The sequence below is a fragment of the Luteimonas sp. Soil_C_16 genome (genome assembly GCF_057657295.1).
In genome coordinates this window covers 211048-227174 of sequence record NZ_JBDGIS010000004.1, presented here as the reverse complement: position 1 = coordinate 227174, position 16127 = coordinate 211048, and the positions used below count along the sequence as shown (strand labels likewise).

The following is a 16127-nucleotide window of genomic DNA, read 5'->3' as shown; positions in this document are numbered from 1 at the left end:
GCGTGAGTTCCATTCGTTGCACGGAGTGTGCAAGCGCACGGTAATGCTGATCCACGCGAGCTTCACCCCGGAAACAGGGCGTGATATTCAGCTGGCATTTTGTTTCAGCGTCCCATGGAGACGCCCTGTCCCTTATAGCTGCCGGTCTGCACGCCGTAGTCGCCGTAGGACGCGATTTCGTACCCCCCGGCTCCCTGTCCGACACCAACGGCGCGGGCGGAGCGCTGAGGGCCGCTGAGCGGCCGGTGCTGCGGATCTCCGGCTTCGTCAGAGCGCTGGGCTAGCTGACGCTCCTCGCGTGCCCTGTACGGGTTGTAGGGCATGCCACGCTTGGCGACGGATAGGCACTGCTCAAGGCTGAGCAGCTCGTCGTAGATGGTGCCCTGCTCGGTTCGACAGGTGCACGACGGTTCCTTCATTTCGCCCTGTGCATCGAGACCGCCGAGGCTAGACATGCACATAAGGATCGGATCGGCAGTGACGCCGCGGCCGTCGTACACCGGTGCGGTCCACGGCGCGGTGGCGAACCGCGGGGTGTGGAGCCGGGCGTAGTCCTCCGGTGTTCCGAGGCTCCTTTCTCCCGACACGAATGGGCCGGTGCCAGCCGTCGCTGACGCTCCGTCCGGCCCCGGCCCTCTCGCTGCTGGGAGTGCGTCGGTATCGAGCACGCGGTTCACGCCCGTCACCGAGTAGACGATGCCGCCGACGACGCCGATGACGATGACGGCGGCCGCGTAGTAGTACCAAGGAACACGCTTCTCGGTGGTGTCGAGCACCGTCGACGTGTAGGAACCCATCGGACGCGTTGGCAGCGTAGTGCGCTTGAGAACGAGAGGGTGCGCCTTCTCGGGCTTGGCCTCGAATCGATCGAACTCGCGCAGGTGCACGAACTTGGTGCCGAATCGACGGCGGACGTGGATGTGTCGCTCACACAGGTCGTGGACGAAGCTGTCGACCTGCTTGGTCGGAGACTGGCAGACCAGAATGAAATCGATGCCGCTATGGCGATGCTTGGCGAGCTGCTCGACCCAGTGCGGAACCTTCTGTCCAGGTGCGCGCTTGGGAAGCATGCCGTGCTCATAGCACTCGTCGACGAGCACGACAGCACCGCCGGGAAGGGTTTCAGGCCACGTCTTGAATTGCTCCGGCGTCATCTCTTGGATGCCGAGCTTCTCGTACTGCAGATCGCGGACGTTGCAGGCGAAGACCGCTCTGCCCTGCTCCTTGAATTCGAGGAGCCTATCGAGCGCGTGCAGCGTCTTTCCGTGACCGGGCTGGCCTGTGTAGAAGTAGATCAAGTCCCCTGCTCCTGACTGATGAGGCCGCTGAGCGAAGCGGTCACGGCCATGAAGGTACGAAGGCCAACGCGTGCCGCGATCGCGGACAGCACGATGACCATTGCTTTATCGACTTGGAATGCGCCGATGATCTCGAGCGTCTGTGCGCCGAGGCCGCTCAGCTGTTGCTGGAGCCATCCTTTGAGACTCGGTAGAGCCACCGCAAAATTGACCCACGTGAGGCCGAGTCCGACCATGGTGCGAGCGACGATGGTGGCGGCGGCGAGCTTCAAGCCGGCCAGAAGATGGCCGACGAATTTGATGATGATCTCGGGCACGGGTCAGCCTCGCGGAAGAAGAATGCAGAGCGCGGTGAAGGCAGCCATGAACAGAATTGTTCCGCCGGCTATGTAGATGAAGTCGCAGAACCAAGGAAACGCGTCGATATCGACGGTGCCGAAAATGCCGAAATCGAGCACACCGAACCTTGGGCATGAGCGGCTCAACCGACCCGGAACGGGCCGACCTCGATCGATCAATCAAAGCGAAGCCGATGCCATGAATGACCTTCCCGCAGTTCTGATCACCGGCGCCTCCAGTGGCATCGGTGCCGTTTACGCCGAACGCTTCGCACAGCGGGGCCACGATCTCGTGCTGGTTGCGCGCGACCAGTCCCGCCTCGAAGCACTGGCTGCCCGTCTGCACACCGAAACCGGGGTCAAGATCGACGTACTGCGTGCCGATCTGACGCATCCGCAGGATCTCGAAGCGGTGTCCGCGCGCCTGCGCATCGACGCACGCATCGGCATCCTGATCAACAACGCAGGCGCGGCCCAGTCCGGCGGTTTTCTCGACCAGTCGAGCGACAGCGTCGCGCGCTTGATCGCGCTCAATACGACGGCGCCGACGCAACTCGCGGCGGCCATCGCGCCCCGCCTCGCCCAGGCGGGTGCAGGCGCGGTCGTCAACATCGGATCGGTGGTCGGCTTCGCACCGGAATTCGGCGCGCTGGTCTACGGCGCGACCAAGGCATTCCTGCTGTACCTGTCGCAGGGACTACGTCTGGAACTCGGCCCGAAGGGCGTCTACGTGCAGGCGGTGCTGCCCGCCGGCACGCGCACCGAGATCTGGGAGCGGGCAGGCGTCGATCCCACTACCCTCCCCGATCTGATGGACACCGCCGAACTGGTGGATGCCGCGCTCGTGGGGTTCGACCGGCGCGAAGCCGTGACCATTCCGCCGCTGCACGTGGCCGAACGCTGGGATGCGCTGGAAGGCGCGCGTGTGGGCCTGATGTCGGATCTGCGCCAGGCGCATGCCGCCGAGCGGTATCACGCCACGCGCTGATCCACTTCCGATTCGGCCGGGGCCTCGCGAGCGGCCGGACCCACGCAAGTTCAAGGACGCACCACGATGCAGGCACTCACGTTCAAGCGTTACGGCAAGTCGCCGGACATCGGGTTCAGCGATGTGCCGCGCCCGGTCCCCGGCCCGGACGAACTGCTGGTCCAGATCCACGCGGTGGGTCTGAACCCGATCGACAACGTGATACCGACCGGCACCTTCAAGGCCGTGTTGAAGTTCGATCTGCCGGCGACGCTCGGCAGCGATCTGTCGGGCACCGTGGTGAAGGTCGGCCGGAGCGTGACGCGCTTCAAGCCGGGCGATGCGGTCTACGCGAGTCTGTTCGATCTGGGCAAGGGGTCACTCGCGGAGTTCGCAGCGGTGCCCGAGCGCGTCGCCGCCCATAAACCGGCCAATCTCGATTTCGTGCAGGCCGCGTCGATCCCGATGGTCGGCCTGACCGCCTGGCAGGCGCTGCGCGAGCGGGCGAATCTGGAACCTGGCGAGAAGGTGTTCGTGCCCGCCGGGTCTGGCGGCATCGGCACGTTCGCGATCCAGCTGGCGAAGCATCTGGGCGCACACGTCGGCACGACCACCAGCACCGGCAATGTGTCGCTGGTGCGTGACCTGGGCGCGGATGAAATCGTCGATTACAGGCGGGACACGTTCGACACGGTGCTGCGCGATTACGACGTCGTACTCGGCACGCTGCGTGGCGACGTGATCGAACAGTCCGTCGGCATTCTGAAATCCGGTGGCCGCATCGTCTCGCTGGTCGGGCCGCTCGACCCGGCGTTCGCCCGTGCGCGCAAGCTCAATGGTCTGCTGGCGCTGGTGTTCGGATGGATGAGCCGGAAGATCCGGCGCCTCGCGAAGCAGCGTGGTCTCGCCTACTCGTTTCTGTTCGTGCGCCCGGATGGCGCGCAACTCACGGAGATCGCCGCGCTGCTCGAATCCGGCCGGATCCGGCCCGTCGTCGACCGGGTATTCCCGTTCGACCAGGCGCACGCGGCCCTCGTCCATCTGGGCAAGAGCCGCGCGAGAGGCAAGGTCGTCGTGCAGGTGAAACAGGACTGACGCGGCATCCGCACAGTTGCCGTCTCGCGGCACGACACGATTGAAGACGTCCGTCGACTACCCGCGCGGCAGTCCCGATCCAGCTCCGGACATCGGCGTTCGATGGACGAAGGCTGGATCGCTGCACGGCTGCACCTGTTGCGAGCGAGCGTGCCGACTTCGCGGACTTTCAGCCGCCCGGGCCGCGCGTGTGATTGCAATGCGCGGAACGCAGCCGCGCATCTCCCGCGAGTGTTTCGATGTTCCGGTAACGCCGGTGGCCATTGGTCGCTGCGGTCACAACACTGCACAGCGCATCCGACTTGTAGCTGCCATCGGCGTTCTGCGGGCTGCCGTAGCGCCGCGACAGTCCGGGATCGTTTGCGGCCGTGCTGGGCACGAAGTTGCGGACGACGCGGCCGTCGACCTCGATCTCGCGGTTCGTGTCGTATACGCGATCGATCCGGTCGCGATCACTGCAACGCTCGGACTGGTAGGTCACCGCGCCCTGCCAGTTGACGCATTTGTACACGTGCTGTGCGGCTGCCGGGCCGGACCACGCCAGCACGACGAGCAGCGCAAGCCGCTTCGACATCGAATCCATTCGTTGAGGCTCCATCCCCTGAACGCCGGATTCTAAGGAGACGCACACGTTTGTCGAGCGGCCACGCCGCTCGCATGGACACGGCGGGCATCGCCCTGCACCGCCGGTGATCACCCACTTCGCGGCGGTCCGACCCGATCCAATGCACCGTCGACATCCAGAACGCGACAGACCGTGTCGCCGCCGCGCAAGACGGGCGCTGCGCAAGGCTCTAATCTGCAGCCCCCACATGACCCGCGCATCCGGCGCAGTCGCCCGGCCGCGATGCTCAGCGGATGTCTGCTGACGCACGCCGCCGCGCCACGCCGGAACGCCATCGCATCCGATGTCCGATCCCGTACACCTCCCTGAAGCCGCGGCTGCGCCCGCAGCCGACCTCTCCGCCCCGCCCCAGGGCTTCGCGATCCGCGTCGTCGGTGCGGCGGCATTCGCGCATCTGCTCAACGATCTGATCCAGGCGATGCTGCCGGCGATCTTCCCGATGCTGAAAGGCGATTTCGATCTGGACTTCGGCCAGATCGGCGTGATCGCGCTGGTCTACCAGATCACCGCGTCGCTGCTCCAGCCGTGGATCGGTCTGTACACCGACAAGCGTCCCCTGCCCTGGCTGCTGCCGTCCGGCATGGCGGTCACGTTCGTGGGCATCGCGGTGCTGGCGATGGCGCACAGCTATTCGATGCTGCTCGTCGCCGCGGCGATCGTCGGCGTGGGCTCGGCCACCTTCCATCCCGAAGCCTCGCGCGTCGCGCGGATGGGCTCCGGTGGTCGCTTCGGCACGGCGCAGTCGACGTTCCAGGTCGGCGGCAATACGGGTTCGGCAATCGGCCCCTTGCTGGCCGCGGCGATCGTGATTCCGCACGGCCAGTCCGCCATTGCGTGGTTCCTGCTGGTCGCCGCGCTCGCCGTGTTCGTGCTGCTGAGGCTGACCAATTGGACGGTACTGCATGGCCAGGCGCGCCTGACGCGTCTTGCGGTCACGCGCGGCACGGGACTGCCGCGCGGCAAGATCGTGCAGGCGATCGCGGTGGTATCGGTGCTGATGTTCGCGAAATTCGTCTACATCGCCTCGTTCACCAACTACTTCACGTTCTATCTGATCCAGCGCTTCGGCGTGAGCGTGCAACAGAGCCAGGTCTATCTGTTCCTGTTCCTCGGCGCGATCGCGCTGGGCACGTTCGCGGGTGGTCCGATCGGCGATCGCATCGGCCGCAAGGCGGTGATCTGGATTTCCTTCCTCGGAGTCGCGCCCTTCGCGCTCGCCCTGCCCCACGTCGGTCTGGCGATGACGGCTGTGCTCGCAGTGCTCATCGGCCTGGTGATGTCGTCGGCCTTCGCCGCGCTGGTCGTGTATGCACAGGAAGCCGTGCCCGGCCGCGTCGGCATGGTCTCTGGCCTGATGTTCGGTCTGATGTTCGGCATCGGCGGCATCGGCGCCGCCGCACTCGGTCAGCTCGCAGATGCGCGCGGCATCGTCTGGGTCTACCAGGTCACCGCGTTCCTGCCGCTGCTCGGCCTGGCCACCGCGCTGCTGCCGCGGACCCGGCCGCGCGCTGCCTGAGGCCGCAATCCCGAATCCGGCCGCATGGCGGAGCCTCCGGCGCTGCAACGCGGGCGGTCCCCATGGCGCCCGCGACGACAGCCGCCAGCGCGCTCACCGGTTGCCGACGTGTCATTGAATGCGCATCTGCCGCCCGTCGGAATGCTGCGCCGCAAGGTTGCGCCTTCTCCGTAATTATGGAGTAATTAATACATCATCACGAGAGACCGCCATGGCGCAGCCCAGCTGGGACCACCGCGAACGCAGCCGCCGCACCCGTCTGGAGCGGGCGTCCGAGTGGACGACCGGACACGAGGTCGCCGCGGCCGATATCGGTCACTTGCTCCACGCGATCCTCGAACCCGGCGACAAGGTGTGTCTCGAAGGCAACAACCAGAAACAGGCCGATTTCCTCGCCCGGTCGCTCGCCGATCTCGACCCCGCCCGCATCCACGACCTGCACATGGTGCAGTCGGTGCTGTCGCTGCCGTCGCACCTCGACGTGTTCGAACGCGGCATCGCATCGAAGCTCGATTTCTCGTTCTCCGGCCCGCAGGCCGTGCGGCTGGCGAACCTCGTCGCCGAAGGCCGCATCCAGATCGGCGCGATCCACACCTATCTGGAACTGTTCGGTCGCTACTTCATCGACCTGACACCGAATGTCGCACTGGTCGCCGCCCAGGCTGCCGACCGCCACGGCAATCTCTACACCGGCCCCAATACCGAAGACACGCCGGTGATCGTCGAAGCCACCGCATTCGGCGGCGGCATCGTCATCGCCCAGGTCAACGAGATCGTCGACACCCTCCCCCGCGTCGACATTCCTGCCGACTGGGTGAACTTCGTCGTGCACGCGCCGAAGCCGAACCACATCGAACCGCTGTTCACCCGTGACCCCGCGCAGATCTCCGAAATCCAGGTGCTGATGGCGATGATGGCCATCCAGGGCATCTACGCCGAGTACGGCGTCAACCGGCTCAACCACGGCATCGGTTTCGACACCGCGGCGATCGAACTGCTGCTGCCGACCTACGCCGAGTCGCTGGGCCTCAAAGGAAAGATCTGCCAGCACTGGGCGCTCAATCCGCACCCGGCGCTGATTCCGGCGATCGAATCGGGCTTCGTCAAATCCGTGCACTCCTTCGGCTCCGAACTCGGCATGGAGCAGTACATCGCCGCGCGCGGGGATGTGTTCTTCACCGGCGCCGACGGGTCGATGCGTTCGAACCGGGCGTTTTCGCAGACCGCCGGTCTCTATGCCTGCGACATGTTCATCGGCTCGACATTACAGGTCGATCTGCAGGGCAACAGTTCGACCGCGACGCGCGATCGCATCGCCGGTTTCGGTGGTGCACCGAACATGGGCTCGGACGCACGCGGCCGGCGCCACGCCAGCGAGGCCTGGCTCAAGGCCGGACAACAGGCCGCGCGTCCCGGCGAGCTGCCGCGTGGCCGCAAGCTGGTCGTGCAGATGGTCGAAACCTTCCGCGAACACATGGCGCCGGCCTTCGTCGATCGCCTCGATGCCTGGGACCTCGCTGAACGCGCCTCGATGCCGCTGCCGCCGGTGATGATCTACGGCGACGACGTCAGCCACGTGCTGACCGAGGAAGGCATCGCCAACCTGCTGCTGTGCCGCACGCCGGAGGAACGCGAACAGGCGATCCGCGGCGTCGCCGGCTACACGGCCGTGGGCCTCGGGCGCGATCGCGCGATGGTCGAAAACCTGCGCGACCGCGGCGTGATCCGCCGTCCCGACGACCTCGGCATCGACGTGCGCGATGCCAGCCGCGACCTGCTGGCCGCGCGCTCGGTCAAGGATCTCGTGCGCTGGTCCGGCGGTCTCTACGACCCGCCCAAGCGCTTCCGCAACTGGTAAGGGCCTGCGATGGAAACCCTCGATTATCGATTCGATGGCACGACGTCCGTGCGCTTCGCCGGCGATGCGGTGCTGGTCGGCGTGCTGGCCTCGGGCAATCTCGAAGTGCTGCTGGAACCGGCGAAGCAGGACGGGCAATTGACCGTGCGCATCGTCACCGCGGCCCAGGGCTTCGGCACGATCTGGGAGGCGGTGATCGCCGACTTCGCTGCGCGCCATCCGCTGCGCGACGTGCGCGTGTCGATCAACGACGCCGGCGCAACGCCTGCGGTCGTGAGCCTGCGTCTCGACCAGGCGGTCGAAACCCTGCACGCCGGGAGCCGCGCATGAGCCTCGCGCGTCGCCACAGTTTCTACGAGGCCGATGCGCGCGAACGCATCGCGGGTCTGCTCGACGCGGATTCGTTTGTCGAATTTCTCGGACCGACGCATCGCGCGACGAGTCCGCATCTGGCGCAGCTCGACCAGCCGGCGGCGTTCGACGACGGCATCGTCGTCGGTGCGGGCACCTTGCGCGGCAAGTCCGTGCTGGTGGCCGCGCAACAGGGTGAATTCATGGGTGGTGGCGTCGGTGAAGTGCACGGCGCCAAGCTCACCGGCCTGCTGCGTCGTGCGGCTGCGCACAAGCCGGATGGCGTGTTGCTGCTGCTCGATACCGGTGGCGTGCGTCTGCACGAAGCCAACGCGGGGCTGATCGCGATCTCCGAAATCATGCGTGCCACGCTCGCCGCGCGTGCGGCCTGCGTGCCGGTGGTCGCCCTGATCGGCAGTGGCAACGGCGCATTCGGCGGCATGGGCATCGTCGCCCGCTGCTGCACGACGGTGATCATGTCCGAGGAAGGCCGGCTGTCGCTGTCGGGCCCGGAAGTGATCGAGACCGTGCGCGGCGTGGAGGAATTCGATTCACGCGATCGCGCCCTGGTCTGGCGCGTCACCGGCGGCAAGCATCGCTATCTGATCGATCAGGCGCAGGTGCTGGTGCCCGATGCGATCGAGGCCTTCGCCCAGGCGGCGTTCGAGGCGCTGCAGCCGGACACGCCCAGCATCGACACCGACGCTGCACTCGTCGCATTGCAGGCGCGCCACGACGCGCTGAAAGCACGCGCGCAGGCCTGGGGCAATTGCCGCGACGGCTTGGAGATCTGGGCGCTGCAGGGCATTGCCGATCCGGCGCGTCTGCCGCTGCTTGAAACCGATGCCTTCCTCGCCGCGACCGCGAACCGGAGCCTGCCATGACCGCGCCGCTCGACAACTTGCTCGATGCGCTGTTTCCGCGCGGCCATGCGATCGACATCAAGGATTCCGTGCTGACCGGCAGCGCGACCACCGACGACGGCGAGGTCACCGTCATCGGCACGACCGACAAGATCGAAGTCGGCGTGGATCACGCACTCGCGCTCGCCGATACCGTACTCGCGAGCACGTCCGCGCATCCGCAGCGACCGATCGTGATGCTGGTCGACACCGCCGGCCAGCGCCTCGCCCGGCGCGATGAGCTGCTGGGCATCAACGGCTACTTCGCGCATCTGGCCCAGACGCTGGATCTCGCGCGGCGACGCGGCGCGACGCTGGTGACACTCGTCTACGGCGAATCGGTCAGCGGCGGCTTCCTGTCGTTCGGGCTGATGGCCGATCACATCCACGCCCTGCCCGATGCGCAGGTGCGCGTGATGGATCTGCGCGCGATGGCGCGCGTGACCAAACAGCCGCTGGAAAGACTGCAGGCCCTGAGTCGTACCTCGCCAGTATTCGCGCCTGGCGTGGAGAACTACGTGGCGATGGGCGCGGTGCAGTCGGTCTGGGACGGCGATCTCGCGCAGGCCTTGCTGCAGGCCTTGCGCACACCGGCAGGCGGCGATCGCCGCGCGGCGCTGGGTGCCGAACGTGGCGGGCGCACGCTGTCGGCCCGCGTTGCAGCTGCTGTGGCCGACGGCGATGCCTGAGCGGCTCGCCCGCCACACGCTGGTCTGGCTGTCGGCGGAGGCCGACTGGCAGGCCGACGTGGCCGCACACGAAGCGCGCCTGACGGCGTGGTTCGCGCGCGGATTCCCGGCGGTCGTCGCGCGGCGCACTGCCAGCGATCCCGATCCGCGCCTGCGCTTGGGCGTGCCGCTGCCACCCGACGAAGGCAAGCAGCGCCTGTCGCTGCGCGTGCCGATGCAGCATGTGGTCTGCCGCCAGTCGCCGCTGAGCCTGCGCGATGTCATCACGCGACTGGATGCGCACCTGCCCGACGACTGGCGCGATGCGCTCACCGCACTCGACACCATCCGCCCGGCACGCGTGTTCGGCGCGTTCGCCTGGCAGGCGCAGACCGGTCTGTCATATGTGCATGCGCGCTCGGACATCGACCTGCTGTGGACGGTGGACGACGCCGCGCAGGCCGATGCACTCGTCGCACGTCTGCTGGCCTGGGAATCGAAGACCGGCAAGCGTGTCGACGGTGAGCTGTGTCTGGCCGACGGCGGCGCCGTGCACTGGCGCGAGTACGCCGGCGACACGCGCCAGGTGCTGGTCAAGCGCATCGACGGCGCGATGCTCGAACATCGCGAGCGGCTGTTCGCTGCGCAGGACGTGGCCGCATGAATCCAATCGTGCGCAGCGTTTTCACGCCCCGCGTCGACGTCGACAGCGCACGTCTGGGCCGGCTCGCGATCGCCAGCCTGCACGCCGAGCTCGCCTGCGATCCGAAACCGGGACTGGTCACGCCGTTCGACACCGGCAGCCACGACGACATGGACGCCGGCACCTTCCTGCGCAGTCTGTTCGCGCTGCGGCATTACTTCCGCGCGATCGCAGCCGCAGGCGCGCGCGGCGACGACTTCGAGGTGCTGCGGCAGCACGGCATCGCGGCCGAGGCTGCGATGCTGCGCGCGACCGGCGGCGTCAATACGCATCGCGGCGCGATCTTCAGTCTTGGACTGCTCATCGCATCCGCTGCGTCCCATCGACAGACCTTCGGCACGACACCGACTGGCGAGCAGGTCTGTGATGGCGTGCGGCAGTGGGCGCATGCGCTCAGTGCCGCGCCACTCGATCCGCACAGCCCCGGCCAGCGCGCACGTACGCGGCATAACGTTGCCGGCGTGCGCAAGCAGGCGGCGGCCGGCTATCCGATCCTGCGCACGCTCTCGCTGCCGACCTTGCGTCATGCACTAGGCGCCGGTCTGTCTCGCGAAGCGGCGCTGTGCCACACGCTGATGCAGCTCGTCGCCCACGTCGACGATCTCAACCTGCTGCATCGCGGCGGCGCCGAAGGTCTGCATTGGGCGCGCGAACAGGCGACCGGATTCATCGATGACGGTGGCGCCTTCGCGCCCGGTTGGCGCGCCCGTTTGCAGTCGATCTGCAACGCATTCGCCGCGCGCCGGCTCAGCCCCGGCGGCAGCGCCGACCTGCTGGCCTGCAGCTGGTTCCTACTGCAGCAGGAGGCCGTATGAGTCTCGCCCTGCTCTGCCCCGGCCAGGGCGCGCAGCACGCCGCGATGTTCGATCGTGTGCGTGACGTGGCCGCCGCGCAGTCGATTCTCGACGCGGCTGCGGATGTGCTCGGCCGCACCGCAGACAGCGCCGCTGCATCCGAAGACCGCTTCGACAACGCCACCGCGCAGCCGCTGCTGTGCGCGGCCAGCCTCGCCCACTGGCAAGGCCTGCGCGACCGTGTGCCGACGCCCCTGCTGGTCGCCGGTTACAGCATCGGCGAACTGGCCGCGCACGCGATTGCCGGCAGCTTCGATGCGCCGACCTGCCTCACGCTGTCGACGCAGCGCGCACGGCTGATGGACGAGGCAAGTCCCCCGGATTCCGGCATGCAGGCCGTGCTCGGCCTGGAGCGCGATCCGTTGCAGGCGCTGTGCACCGCGCACGCGGTACACATCGCCATCGCCAACGGATCCGATCATTTCGTCGTCGGCGGTCGGCTCGATGCGCTGCGCGCACTGGCCGATGTCGCAACCGCGCGCGGCGCCGAAGTCCGTCCGTTGCCGGTGCACGTGCCGGCGCATACGCCGCTGCTCGCAGATGCCGCGCGCGGATTCGCCCAGGCGCTCGCCGAAGCTTCGATCCAGGCGCCGGCGCTGCCGGTGCTCGCCGGCATCGACGCGCGTCCCGTGCCCGATCGCGCCGCCGTCGAACGCACGCTGTCGCTTCAGCTCGCGCAGACCGTCGAATGGGCGCAGGTCATGCGCCAGGCATTCGAACGCGGGGCGCGCGTGTTTCTGCAACTGGGCCCCGGCAACGCGCTCGCGCGCATGGCCGCGCCCGCGTATCCGTGCTGCGAAGTCCGCGCGGTCGAGGAATTCCGGAGTCTGGACGGTGCTGCTGATTGGGTGCACGCCGCGCTGGGCCGGATGCAATGAGTGTGCGGCACCGCAAGTAGGCGTGTTGACCCGGGATGGCGGGCTTCCATCCGTGATGTAGCCGAGTCAGGTGTCTGGGAGGGCGCATGAGTCCACAAATCGCAACGATCATCGGTCTGGTGATCATGTTCATCGTCGCCACCGCGTTGCCCATCAACATGGGCGCGGTCGCGTTCGCGCTCGCCTTCATCATCGGCGGCCTGTTCGTCGGGATGGAAGGCAAGGAAGTGCTCGCCGGTTTTCCGGGCGACCTGTTCCTCACCCTCGTCGGCATCACCTATCTGTTCGCGATCGCGCAGAAGAACGGCACGATCGACCTGCTGGTGCATTGGGCGGTGCGCGCGGTGCGCGGACGCATCGTCGCCATTCCGTGGGTGATGTTCGTCGTCACCGCGGTGCTCACCGCGTTCGGTGCGCTGGGTCCGGCAGCGGTCGCGATCATCGGTCCGGTCGCGCTGCGCTTCGCCAAGCAGTACAAGATCAATCCGCTGATGATGGGTCTGCTGGTCATCCACGGCGCGCAGGCCGGCGGTTTCTCGCCCATCAGCGTCTACGGCAGCATCACCAACGGCGTCGTGCAGAAGGCGGGACTCGAGGTCACCGAGATGGCAGTGTTCCTGACCAGCCTCGGCTTCAACCTGATGATGGGCGTGATCTGCTTCTTCGCTTTCGGTGGCATCTCGCTGCTGCGCCGCGGTTCGGTGACGATGGCGGCGACGGCGGGCGGCGGCGAATTCGCGGTCGCCGGCGGCCCGCAGGCCTCGTCGCGGCAGTTCGCGATCGAAGGCCACGGCGCACTGCTGTCGGCCGGCGGCGGCACGCTGTCGAACGATCCCGACGCGCTCGAAGCCGTCGGCATGAGCCGCGAGCGGCTGTTCACCCTGATCGGTCTTGCAGGTCTCGGCGTCGGCGCGCTGATCTACGACCTCAACGTCGGTCTGGTGTCGATCACCGTCGCCGTGGTGCTCGCCCTGCTTTCGCCCAACAGCCAGAAGGGCGCGGTCGACGGCATCAGCTGGTCGACGGTGCTGCTGATCTCGGGCGTGGTGACCTACATCGGCGTGCTGCAGAACGCGGGCGCGGTCGATTTCGTCGGCCACGGCGTGTCGAGCATCGGCATCCCGCTGCTGGGCGCGCTGCTGGTCTGCTACGTCGGCGGCATCGTGTCGGCATTCGCCTCGTCCGCCGCGGTGCTGGGGGCGACGATTCCGCTGGCCGTGCCGTTCCTGATGCAGGGCCATCTGAGTGCGGCCGGTGTGATCTGCGCACTTGCGGTGTCCTCGACGGTCGTCGATGTCAGCCCGTTCTCGACCAACGGCGCGCTGGTGGTGGCCTCGGCCGCGAAGGAAGAACGCGAGGCGCTGTTCCGCCGGTTCCTGATCTACAGCGGACTCGTGGTCGCATTCGCCCCGCTGCTGGCCTGGCTGCTGTTCGTCGTGCCGGGCTGGATGTAAGCGTTCCAGGCGGCGCCCGGCCTGTCGCCCCTCCGCGGCAGGCCGGGTCGTCCGCACACCAACCCCGATACACTGCACCGTCCTGGATTTCCGCTCAGACCATGGCCATCGGCTCCACACCCACGCGCAAGCGTGCACCGCTCTACGAGGAAGTCGCCGAGCAGGTACGCGAGCTGATCTACGACTATCAGCTGCCGCCGGGCGAATGGATCGACGAGCCGGAGCTGTGCGAGCGCCTCGGCATCAGCCGCACGCCGCTGCGCGAAGCGCTCAAACTTCTGGCCGCCGAAGGCCTGGTGCAGATCGACGCGGGCCGTGGCAGCCGCGTGACCCGGCTGACGCTGGAGGATCTCAACCAGCTGTTCCCGGTGATGGCGATGCTCGAGGGCCGCTGCGCGCACGAGGCGGTGCGCAACATCGACGACGCTGGGCTGGCGCTGCTGGAAAGCCTGCACGCGGCGATGGAATCCGCGGTCGAGACCGGCAACATCGCCGAGTACTACCGCAACAACTACGTCATCCACGAGACCGTGCAGCGCTACGCCGGCAACCCGTGGCTGATCCGCATCACCCACGACCTGCACCGGATCCTGAAGATGCACCGCGGCCGGCAGTTGCTGACCCCCGGCCGCACCGCGCAGTCGCTGTCCGAACACCGCGCCCTGATGGACTGCTTCCGCAAGCGCGATGCGGAGGCCGCCGGCCGCACGATGGAACAGCATCTGCTGAGCCAGGGCCAAGCGCTCGCCGCCTACGTCGCCTCGGGCGGCCAGCTCAACGTGCCGGCCCCGCTGCCCACCTCCGGTGCCATCTGATCCACACGCCGGCGTCAGATCCTGCGTGCTCCGATGCGCGCCTGATCGCCCCCGCGCTGCCCGAACCCCACTGAGGACGTGTCACCGATGATGGAATTGATTACCGACCCGCAGGTCTGGATCCTGCTGATCACGCTCAGTGCGATCGAGATCGTGCTCGGCATCGACAACCTGGTCTTCATCTCGATCGCGGTGTCCAAGCTGCCGGTCGAGCAGCGCGAGTTCGCGCGCAAGTTCGGTATCGCGGTGGCGTGCATCACGCGCATCGGCCTGCTGCTGATGCTGGCCTGGCTGGCCGGGCTGACCGAGCCGCTGTTCGAGCTGTTCGGACGCGGCATCTCGGTGCGCGATCTGGTGCTGATCCTCGGCGGTCTGTTCCTGATCGTGAAGGGCGCGATGGAGATCCGCGAGCAGCTCAAGGGCGAGGACGGCGAGGCGCACGGCACGGTCGGCAAGGCGACGGCCTCGTTCGGCGCGGTGATCGCGCAGATCGCGGTCATCGACATCGTGTTCTCGCTGGACTCGGTGATCGCCGCCGTCGGCATGGCCGGCGACTACGTGCCGGTGATGGTCTGCGCGATCCTGCTGGCGGTGGCGGTGATGCTGCTGGCGGCGCAGCCGCTGGGCAAGTTCATCGATGCGAACCCGACGGTGAAGATGCTGGCGCTGACCTTCATCGTGCTGATCGGTATCTATCTGCTGCTCGACGGGTTCGGTCTGCACATTCCGAAGGGCTACATCTACGGTTCGATGGGCTTCTCGGCCGCGGTCGAGATGCTGAACCTGTGGGCCAAGCGCAACGCGATGCGCGTGCGCGGCGAGCGGACGCCGCCGGTGGACGAGCCGACCGATCCGATGCCGCGCTGAGGCGGCATCACCGGCTCATTTGATGATCGAGTCGATCGTCGTGCTTCGAATGCGTTGCACGACTCGATCTCAGCAACCCACATCAGCGTGATCCATACACCTCTCCCTCCGGGAGAGGTCGACGCGCTCCGCGCGTCGGGTGAGGGCCGGCACGCTCAAGCACCAACCCAACCCCCTCAAACCACCTCGGCCGCGATCACATAATCGTGGCCGGTCCGCAGACCGCCGTGCTCGGCGATTTGCAGATGCGCCTCCATACGCAAGGCTTCGACGTTTGCATGCAAAGCGGCGGCCAGCTGGCGATCCGCCACGCGTTCCAGCACGCGCCCGCACATGTCGAGCTGCCCGTCGACGAAGCGTGTGCCGAACCGGATCGGCACCTGTTCGGCATGCAGCACGCGGAAGCCCGCACGTTCGATCTGCCGCAGCGTCCAGTCGGCCGGATACTCGCGATAGGGACGATCGCCGGCCAATAGCAGACAGGCATCGCGCAGACGCCCGATCCGCGTGACCAGACTGCCGGCCGCGTCGAGCGCATCGGGATGGTGGGGCACGTAGGGTTCGAGACCGACGACGTACAGACGACCGCCCGGCGCGACCAGATCGTGCAGACGCGCGAACAGCTGGTCCTGACAGTACGGTGCGAAGCCTTCGATCGCGCCGAGCAGATAGTCGGCGAGCACGGTGTCGTAGCGCTCGCCCGCGAGCAGCGTGGGATCGAGCCAGTTGCCGACGACCAGACGATCCACATCCCGCCGACGCGTGCCGATTTCCGTTTCAGTCGTCCGCGCCATCGACGCCGCGCCGGTAACGGCAGTCCAGCGATCGGTCTTCAGCGACAGCACCCAGCGCATCGAATTGCGGCCGGTGCCGGCGTCGAGCACGGCGCCCCAGGGGCGATCGCCCTGCAGCTCGGCGATTCGGTGATACAGCGACAT

17 protein-coding genes are annotated in these 16127 nt (G+C 67.2%); 13 read left to right on the top strand and 4 right to left on the bottom strand.

Annotated elements, in window-relative coordinates; genetic code table 11:
- Positions 1 to 104 precede the first annotated feature (104 nt).
- Complete coding sequence (locus tag AC3A5T_RS09695) at positions 105 to 1298, bottom strand: zonular occludens toxin domain-containing protein (protein WP_487628383.1); 1194 nt, start codon at positions 1296 to 1298, stop codon at positions 105 to 107.
- Positions 1295 to 1615 carry a DUF2523 family protein gene (locus AC3A5T_RS09690; RefSeq protein WP_487628382.1) on the bottom strand — a complete coding sequence of 107 codons (321 nt, stop codon included), beginning with the start codon at positions 1613 to 1615 and terminating at the stop codon, positions 1295 to 1297. Before AC3A5T_RS09690 ends, AC3A5T_RS09695 begins: the two co-directional genes overlap by 4 nt.
- A 220-nt stretch (positions 1616 to 1835) precedes the next feature.
- On the opposite strand from AC3A5T_RS09690, the gene AC3A5T_RS09685 reads away from it, so the two are divergent.
- Positions 1836 to 2624 carry an SDR family NAD(P)-dependent oxidoreductase gene (locus AC3A5T_RS09685; protein ID WP_487628381.1) on the top strand — a complete coding sequence of 263 codons (789 nt, stop codon included), beginning with the start codon at positions 1836 to 1838 and terminating at the stop codon, positions 2622 to 2624.
- A 66-nt stretch (positions 2625 to 2690) separates the two neighbouring features.
- Complete coding sequence (locus tag AC3A5T_RS09680) at positions 2691 to 3698, top strand: NADP-dependent oxidoreductase (protein ID WP_487628380.1); 1008 nt, start codon at positions 2691 to 2693, stop codon at positions 3696 to 3698.
- A 169-nt stretch (positions 3699 to 3867) separates the two neighbouring features.
- Here the strand turns inward: AC3A5T_RS09680 and AC3A5T_RS09675 are convergent, their stop codons facing one another.
- Positions 3868 to 4272 (bottom strand): DUF4124 domain-containing protein, encoded by a 405-nt coding sequence (locus AC3A5T_RS09675; protein ID WP_487628379.1) that lies wholly within the window; start codon positions 4270 to 4272, stop codon positions 3868 to 3870.
- A gap of 334 nt (positions 4273 to 4606) precedes the next feature.
- On the opposite strand from AC3A5T_RS09675, the gene AC3A5T_RS09670 reads away from it, so the two are divergent.
- The 11 genes from AC3A5T_RS09670 to AC3A5T_RS09620 all read left to right on the top strand — a co-directional run bounded on the left by AC3A5T_RS09670 (position 4607) and on the right by AC3A5T_RS09620 (position 15189).
- Positions 4607 to 5839 (top strand): MFS transporter, encoded by a 1233-nt coding sequence (locus AC3A5T_RS09670; RefSeq protein ID WP_487628378.1) that lies wholly within the window; start codon positions 4607 to 4609, stop codon positions 5837 to 5839.
- A 211-nt stretch (positions 5840 to 6050) separates the two neighbouring features.
- Positions 6051 to 7697 carry a malonate decarboxylase subunit alpha gene (mdcA, locus tag AC3A5T_RS09665; RefSeq protein ID WP_487628377.1) on the top strand — a complete coding sequence of 549 codons (1647 nt, stop codon included), beginning with the start codon at positions 6051 to 6053 and terminating at the stop codon, positions 7695 to 7697.
- Between the two features lie 9 nt (positions 7698 to 7706).
- Positions 7707 to 8027 carry a malonate decarboxylase acyl carrier protein gene (mdcC, locus tag AC3A5T_RS09660; protein ID WP_487628376.1) on the top strand — a complete coding sequence of 107 codons (321 nt, stop codon included), beginning with the start codon at positions 7707 to 7709 and terminating at the stop codon, positions 8025 to 8027.
- Complete coding sequence (locus AC3A5T_RS09655; RefSeq protein ID WP_487628375.1) at positions 8024 to 8932, top strand: biotin-independent malonate decarboxylase subunit beta; 909 nt, start codon at positions 8024 to 8026, stop codon at positions 8930 to 8932. The genes mdcC and AC3A5T_RS09655 overlap by 4 nt, the downstream gene beginning before the upstream one ends.
- Positions 8929 to 9639, top strand: a complete 711-nt coding sequence (gene mdcE / locus AC3A5T_RS09650) for a biotin-independent malonate decarboxylase subunit gamma (protein ID WP_487628374.1) — start codon at positions 8929 to 8931, stop codon at positions 9637 to 9639. The genes AC3A5T_RS09655 and mdcE overlap by 4 nt, the downstream gene beginning before the upstream one ends.
- Positions 9632 to 10282, top strand: a complete 651-nt coding sequence (gene mdcG, locus AC3A5T_RS09645; protein WP_487628373.1) for a malonate decarboxylase holo-[acyl-carrier-protein] synthase — start codon at positions 9632 to 9634, stop codon at positions 10280 to 10282. Before mdcE ends, mdcG begins: the two co-directional genes overlap by 8 nt.
- On the top strand, positions 10279 to 11136 hold the full coding sequence (mdcB, locus tag AC3A5T_RS09640; RefSeq protein ID WP_487628372.1) for a triphosphoribosyl-dephospho-CoA synthase MdcB: 858 nt from the start codon (positions 10279 to 10281) through the stop codon (positions 11134 to 11136). Before mdcG ends, mdcB begins: the two co-directional genes overlap by 4 nt.
- Complete coding sequence (gene mdcH, locus AC3A5T_RS09635) at positions 11133 to 12053, top strand: malonate decarboxylase subunit epsilon (protein ID WP_487628371.1); 921 nt, start codon at positions 11133 to 11135, stop codon at positions 12051 to 12053. Before mdcB ends, mdcH begins: the two co-directional genes overlap by 4 nt.
- Positions 12054 to 12139: 86 nt before the next feature.
- Positions 12140 to 13507 carry an SLC13 family permease gene (locus tag AC3A5T_RS09630; protein WP_487628370.1) on the top strand — a complete coding sequence of 456 codons (1368 nt, stop codon included), beginning with the start codon at positions 12140 to 12142 and terminating at the stop codon, positions 13505 to 13507.
- 101 nt (positions 13508 to 13608) lie between these two features.
- Positions 13609 to 14322 (top strand): GntR family transcriptional regulator, encoded by a 714-nt coding sequence (locus AC3A5T_RS09625; protein ID WP_487628369.1) that lies wholly within the window; start codon positions 13609 to 13611, stop codon positions 14320 to 14322.
- An 87-nt stretch (positions 14323 to 14409) separates the two neighbouring features.
- Complete coding sequence (locus AC3A5T_RS09620; RefSeq protein WP_332077262.1) at positions 14410 to 15189, top strand: TerC family protein; 780 nt, start codon at positions 14410 to 14412, stop codon at positions 15187 to 15189.
- A 176-nt stretch (positions 15190 to 15365) separates the two neighbouring features.
- On the opposite strand, the gene AC3A5T_RS09615 is transcribed toward AC3A5T_RS09620, so the two are convergent.
- A complete protein-coding gene (locus tag AC3A5T_RS09615; protein ID WP_487628368.1) occupies positions 15366 to 16127 on the bottom strand; it encodes a class I SAM-dependent methyltransferase in 762 nt (253 codons plus the stop codon).

Coding starts and splice junctions, on each gene's coding strand:
- AC3A5T_RS09685 (WP_487628381.1), top strand. CDS start 1,836: ATGAATGACCTTCCCGCAGTTCTGATCACCGGCGCCTCCAGTGGCATC.
- AC3A5T_RS09680 (WP_487628380.1), top strand. CDS start 2,691: ATGCAGGCACTCACGTTCAAGCGTTACGGCAAGTCGCCGGACATCGGG.
- AC3A5T_RS09675 (WP_487628379.1), bottom strand. CDS start 4,272: ATGTCGAAGCGGCTTGCGCTGCTCGTCGTGCTGGCGTGGTCCGGCCCG.
- AC3A5T_RS09670 (WP_487628378.1), top strand. CDS start 4,607: ATGTCCGATCCCGTACACCTCCCTGAAGCCGCGGCTGCGCCCGCAGCC.
- mdcA (WP_487628377.1), top strand. CDS start 6,051: ATGGCGCAGCCCAGCTGGGACCACCGCGAACGCAGCCGCCGCACCCGT.
- mdcC (WP_487628376.1), top strand. CDS start 7,707: ATGGAAACCCTCGATTATCGATTCGATGGCACGACGTCCGTGCGCTTC.
- AC3A5T_RS09655 (WP_487628375.1), top strand. CDS start 8,024: ATGAGCCTCGCGCGTCGCCACAGTTTCTACGAGGCCGATGCGCGCGAA.
- mdcE (WP_487628374.1), top strand. CDS start 8,929: ATGACCGCGCCGCTCGACAACTTGCTCGATGCGCTGTTTCCGCGCGGC.
- mdcG (WP_487628373.1), top strand. CDS start 9,632: ATGCCTGAGCGGCTCGCCCGCCACACGCTGGTCTGGCTGTCGGCGGAG.
- mdcB (WP_487628372.1), top strand. CDS start 10,279: ATGAATCCAATCGTGCGCAGCGTTTTCACGCCCCGCGTCGACGTCGAC.
- mdcH (WP_487628371.1), top strand. CDS start 11,133: ATGAGTCTCGCCCTGCTCTGCCCCGGCCAGGGCGCGCAGCACGCCGCG.
- AC3A5T_RS09630 (WP_487628370.1), top strand. CDS start 12,140: ATGAGTCCACAAATCGCAACGATCATCGGTCTGGTGATCATGTTCATC.
- AC3A5T_RS09625 (WP_487628369.1), top strand. CDS start 13,609: ATGGCCATCGGCTCCACACCCACGCGCAAGCGTGCACCGCTCTACGAG.
- AC3A5T_RS09620 (WP_332077262.1), top strand. CDS start 14,410: ATGATGGAATTGATTACCGACCCGCAGGTCTGGATCCTGCTGATCACG.
- AC3A5T_RS09615 (WP_487628368.1), bottom strand. CDS start 16,127: ATGTCGCTGTATCACCGAATCGCCGAGCTGCAGGGCGATCGCCCCTGG.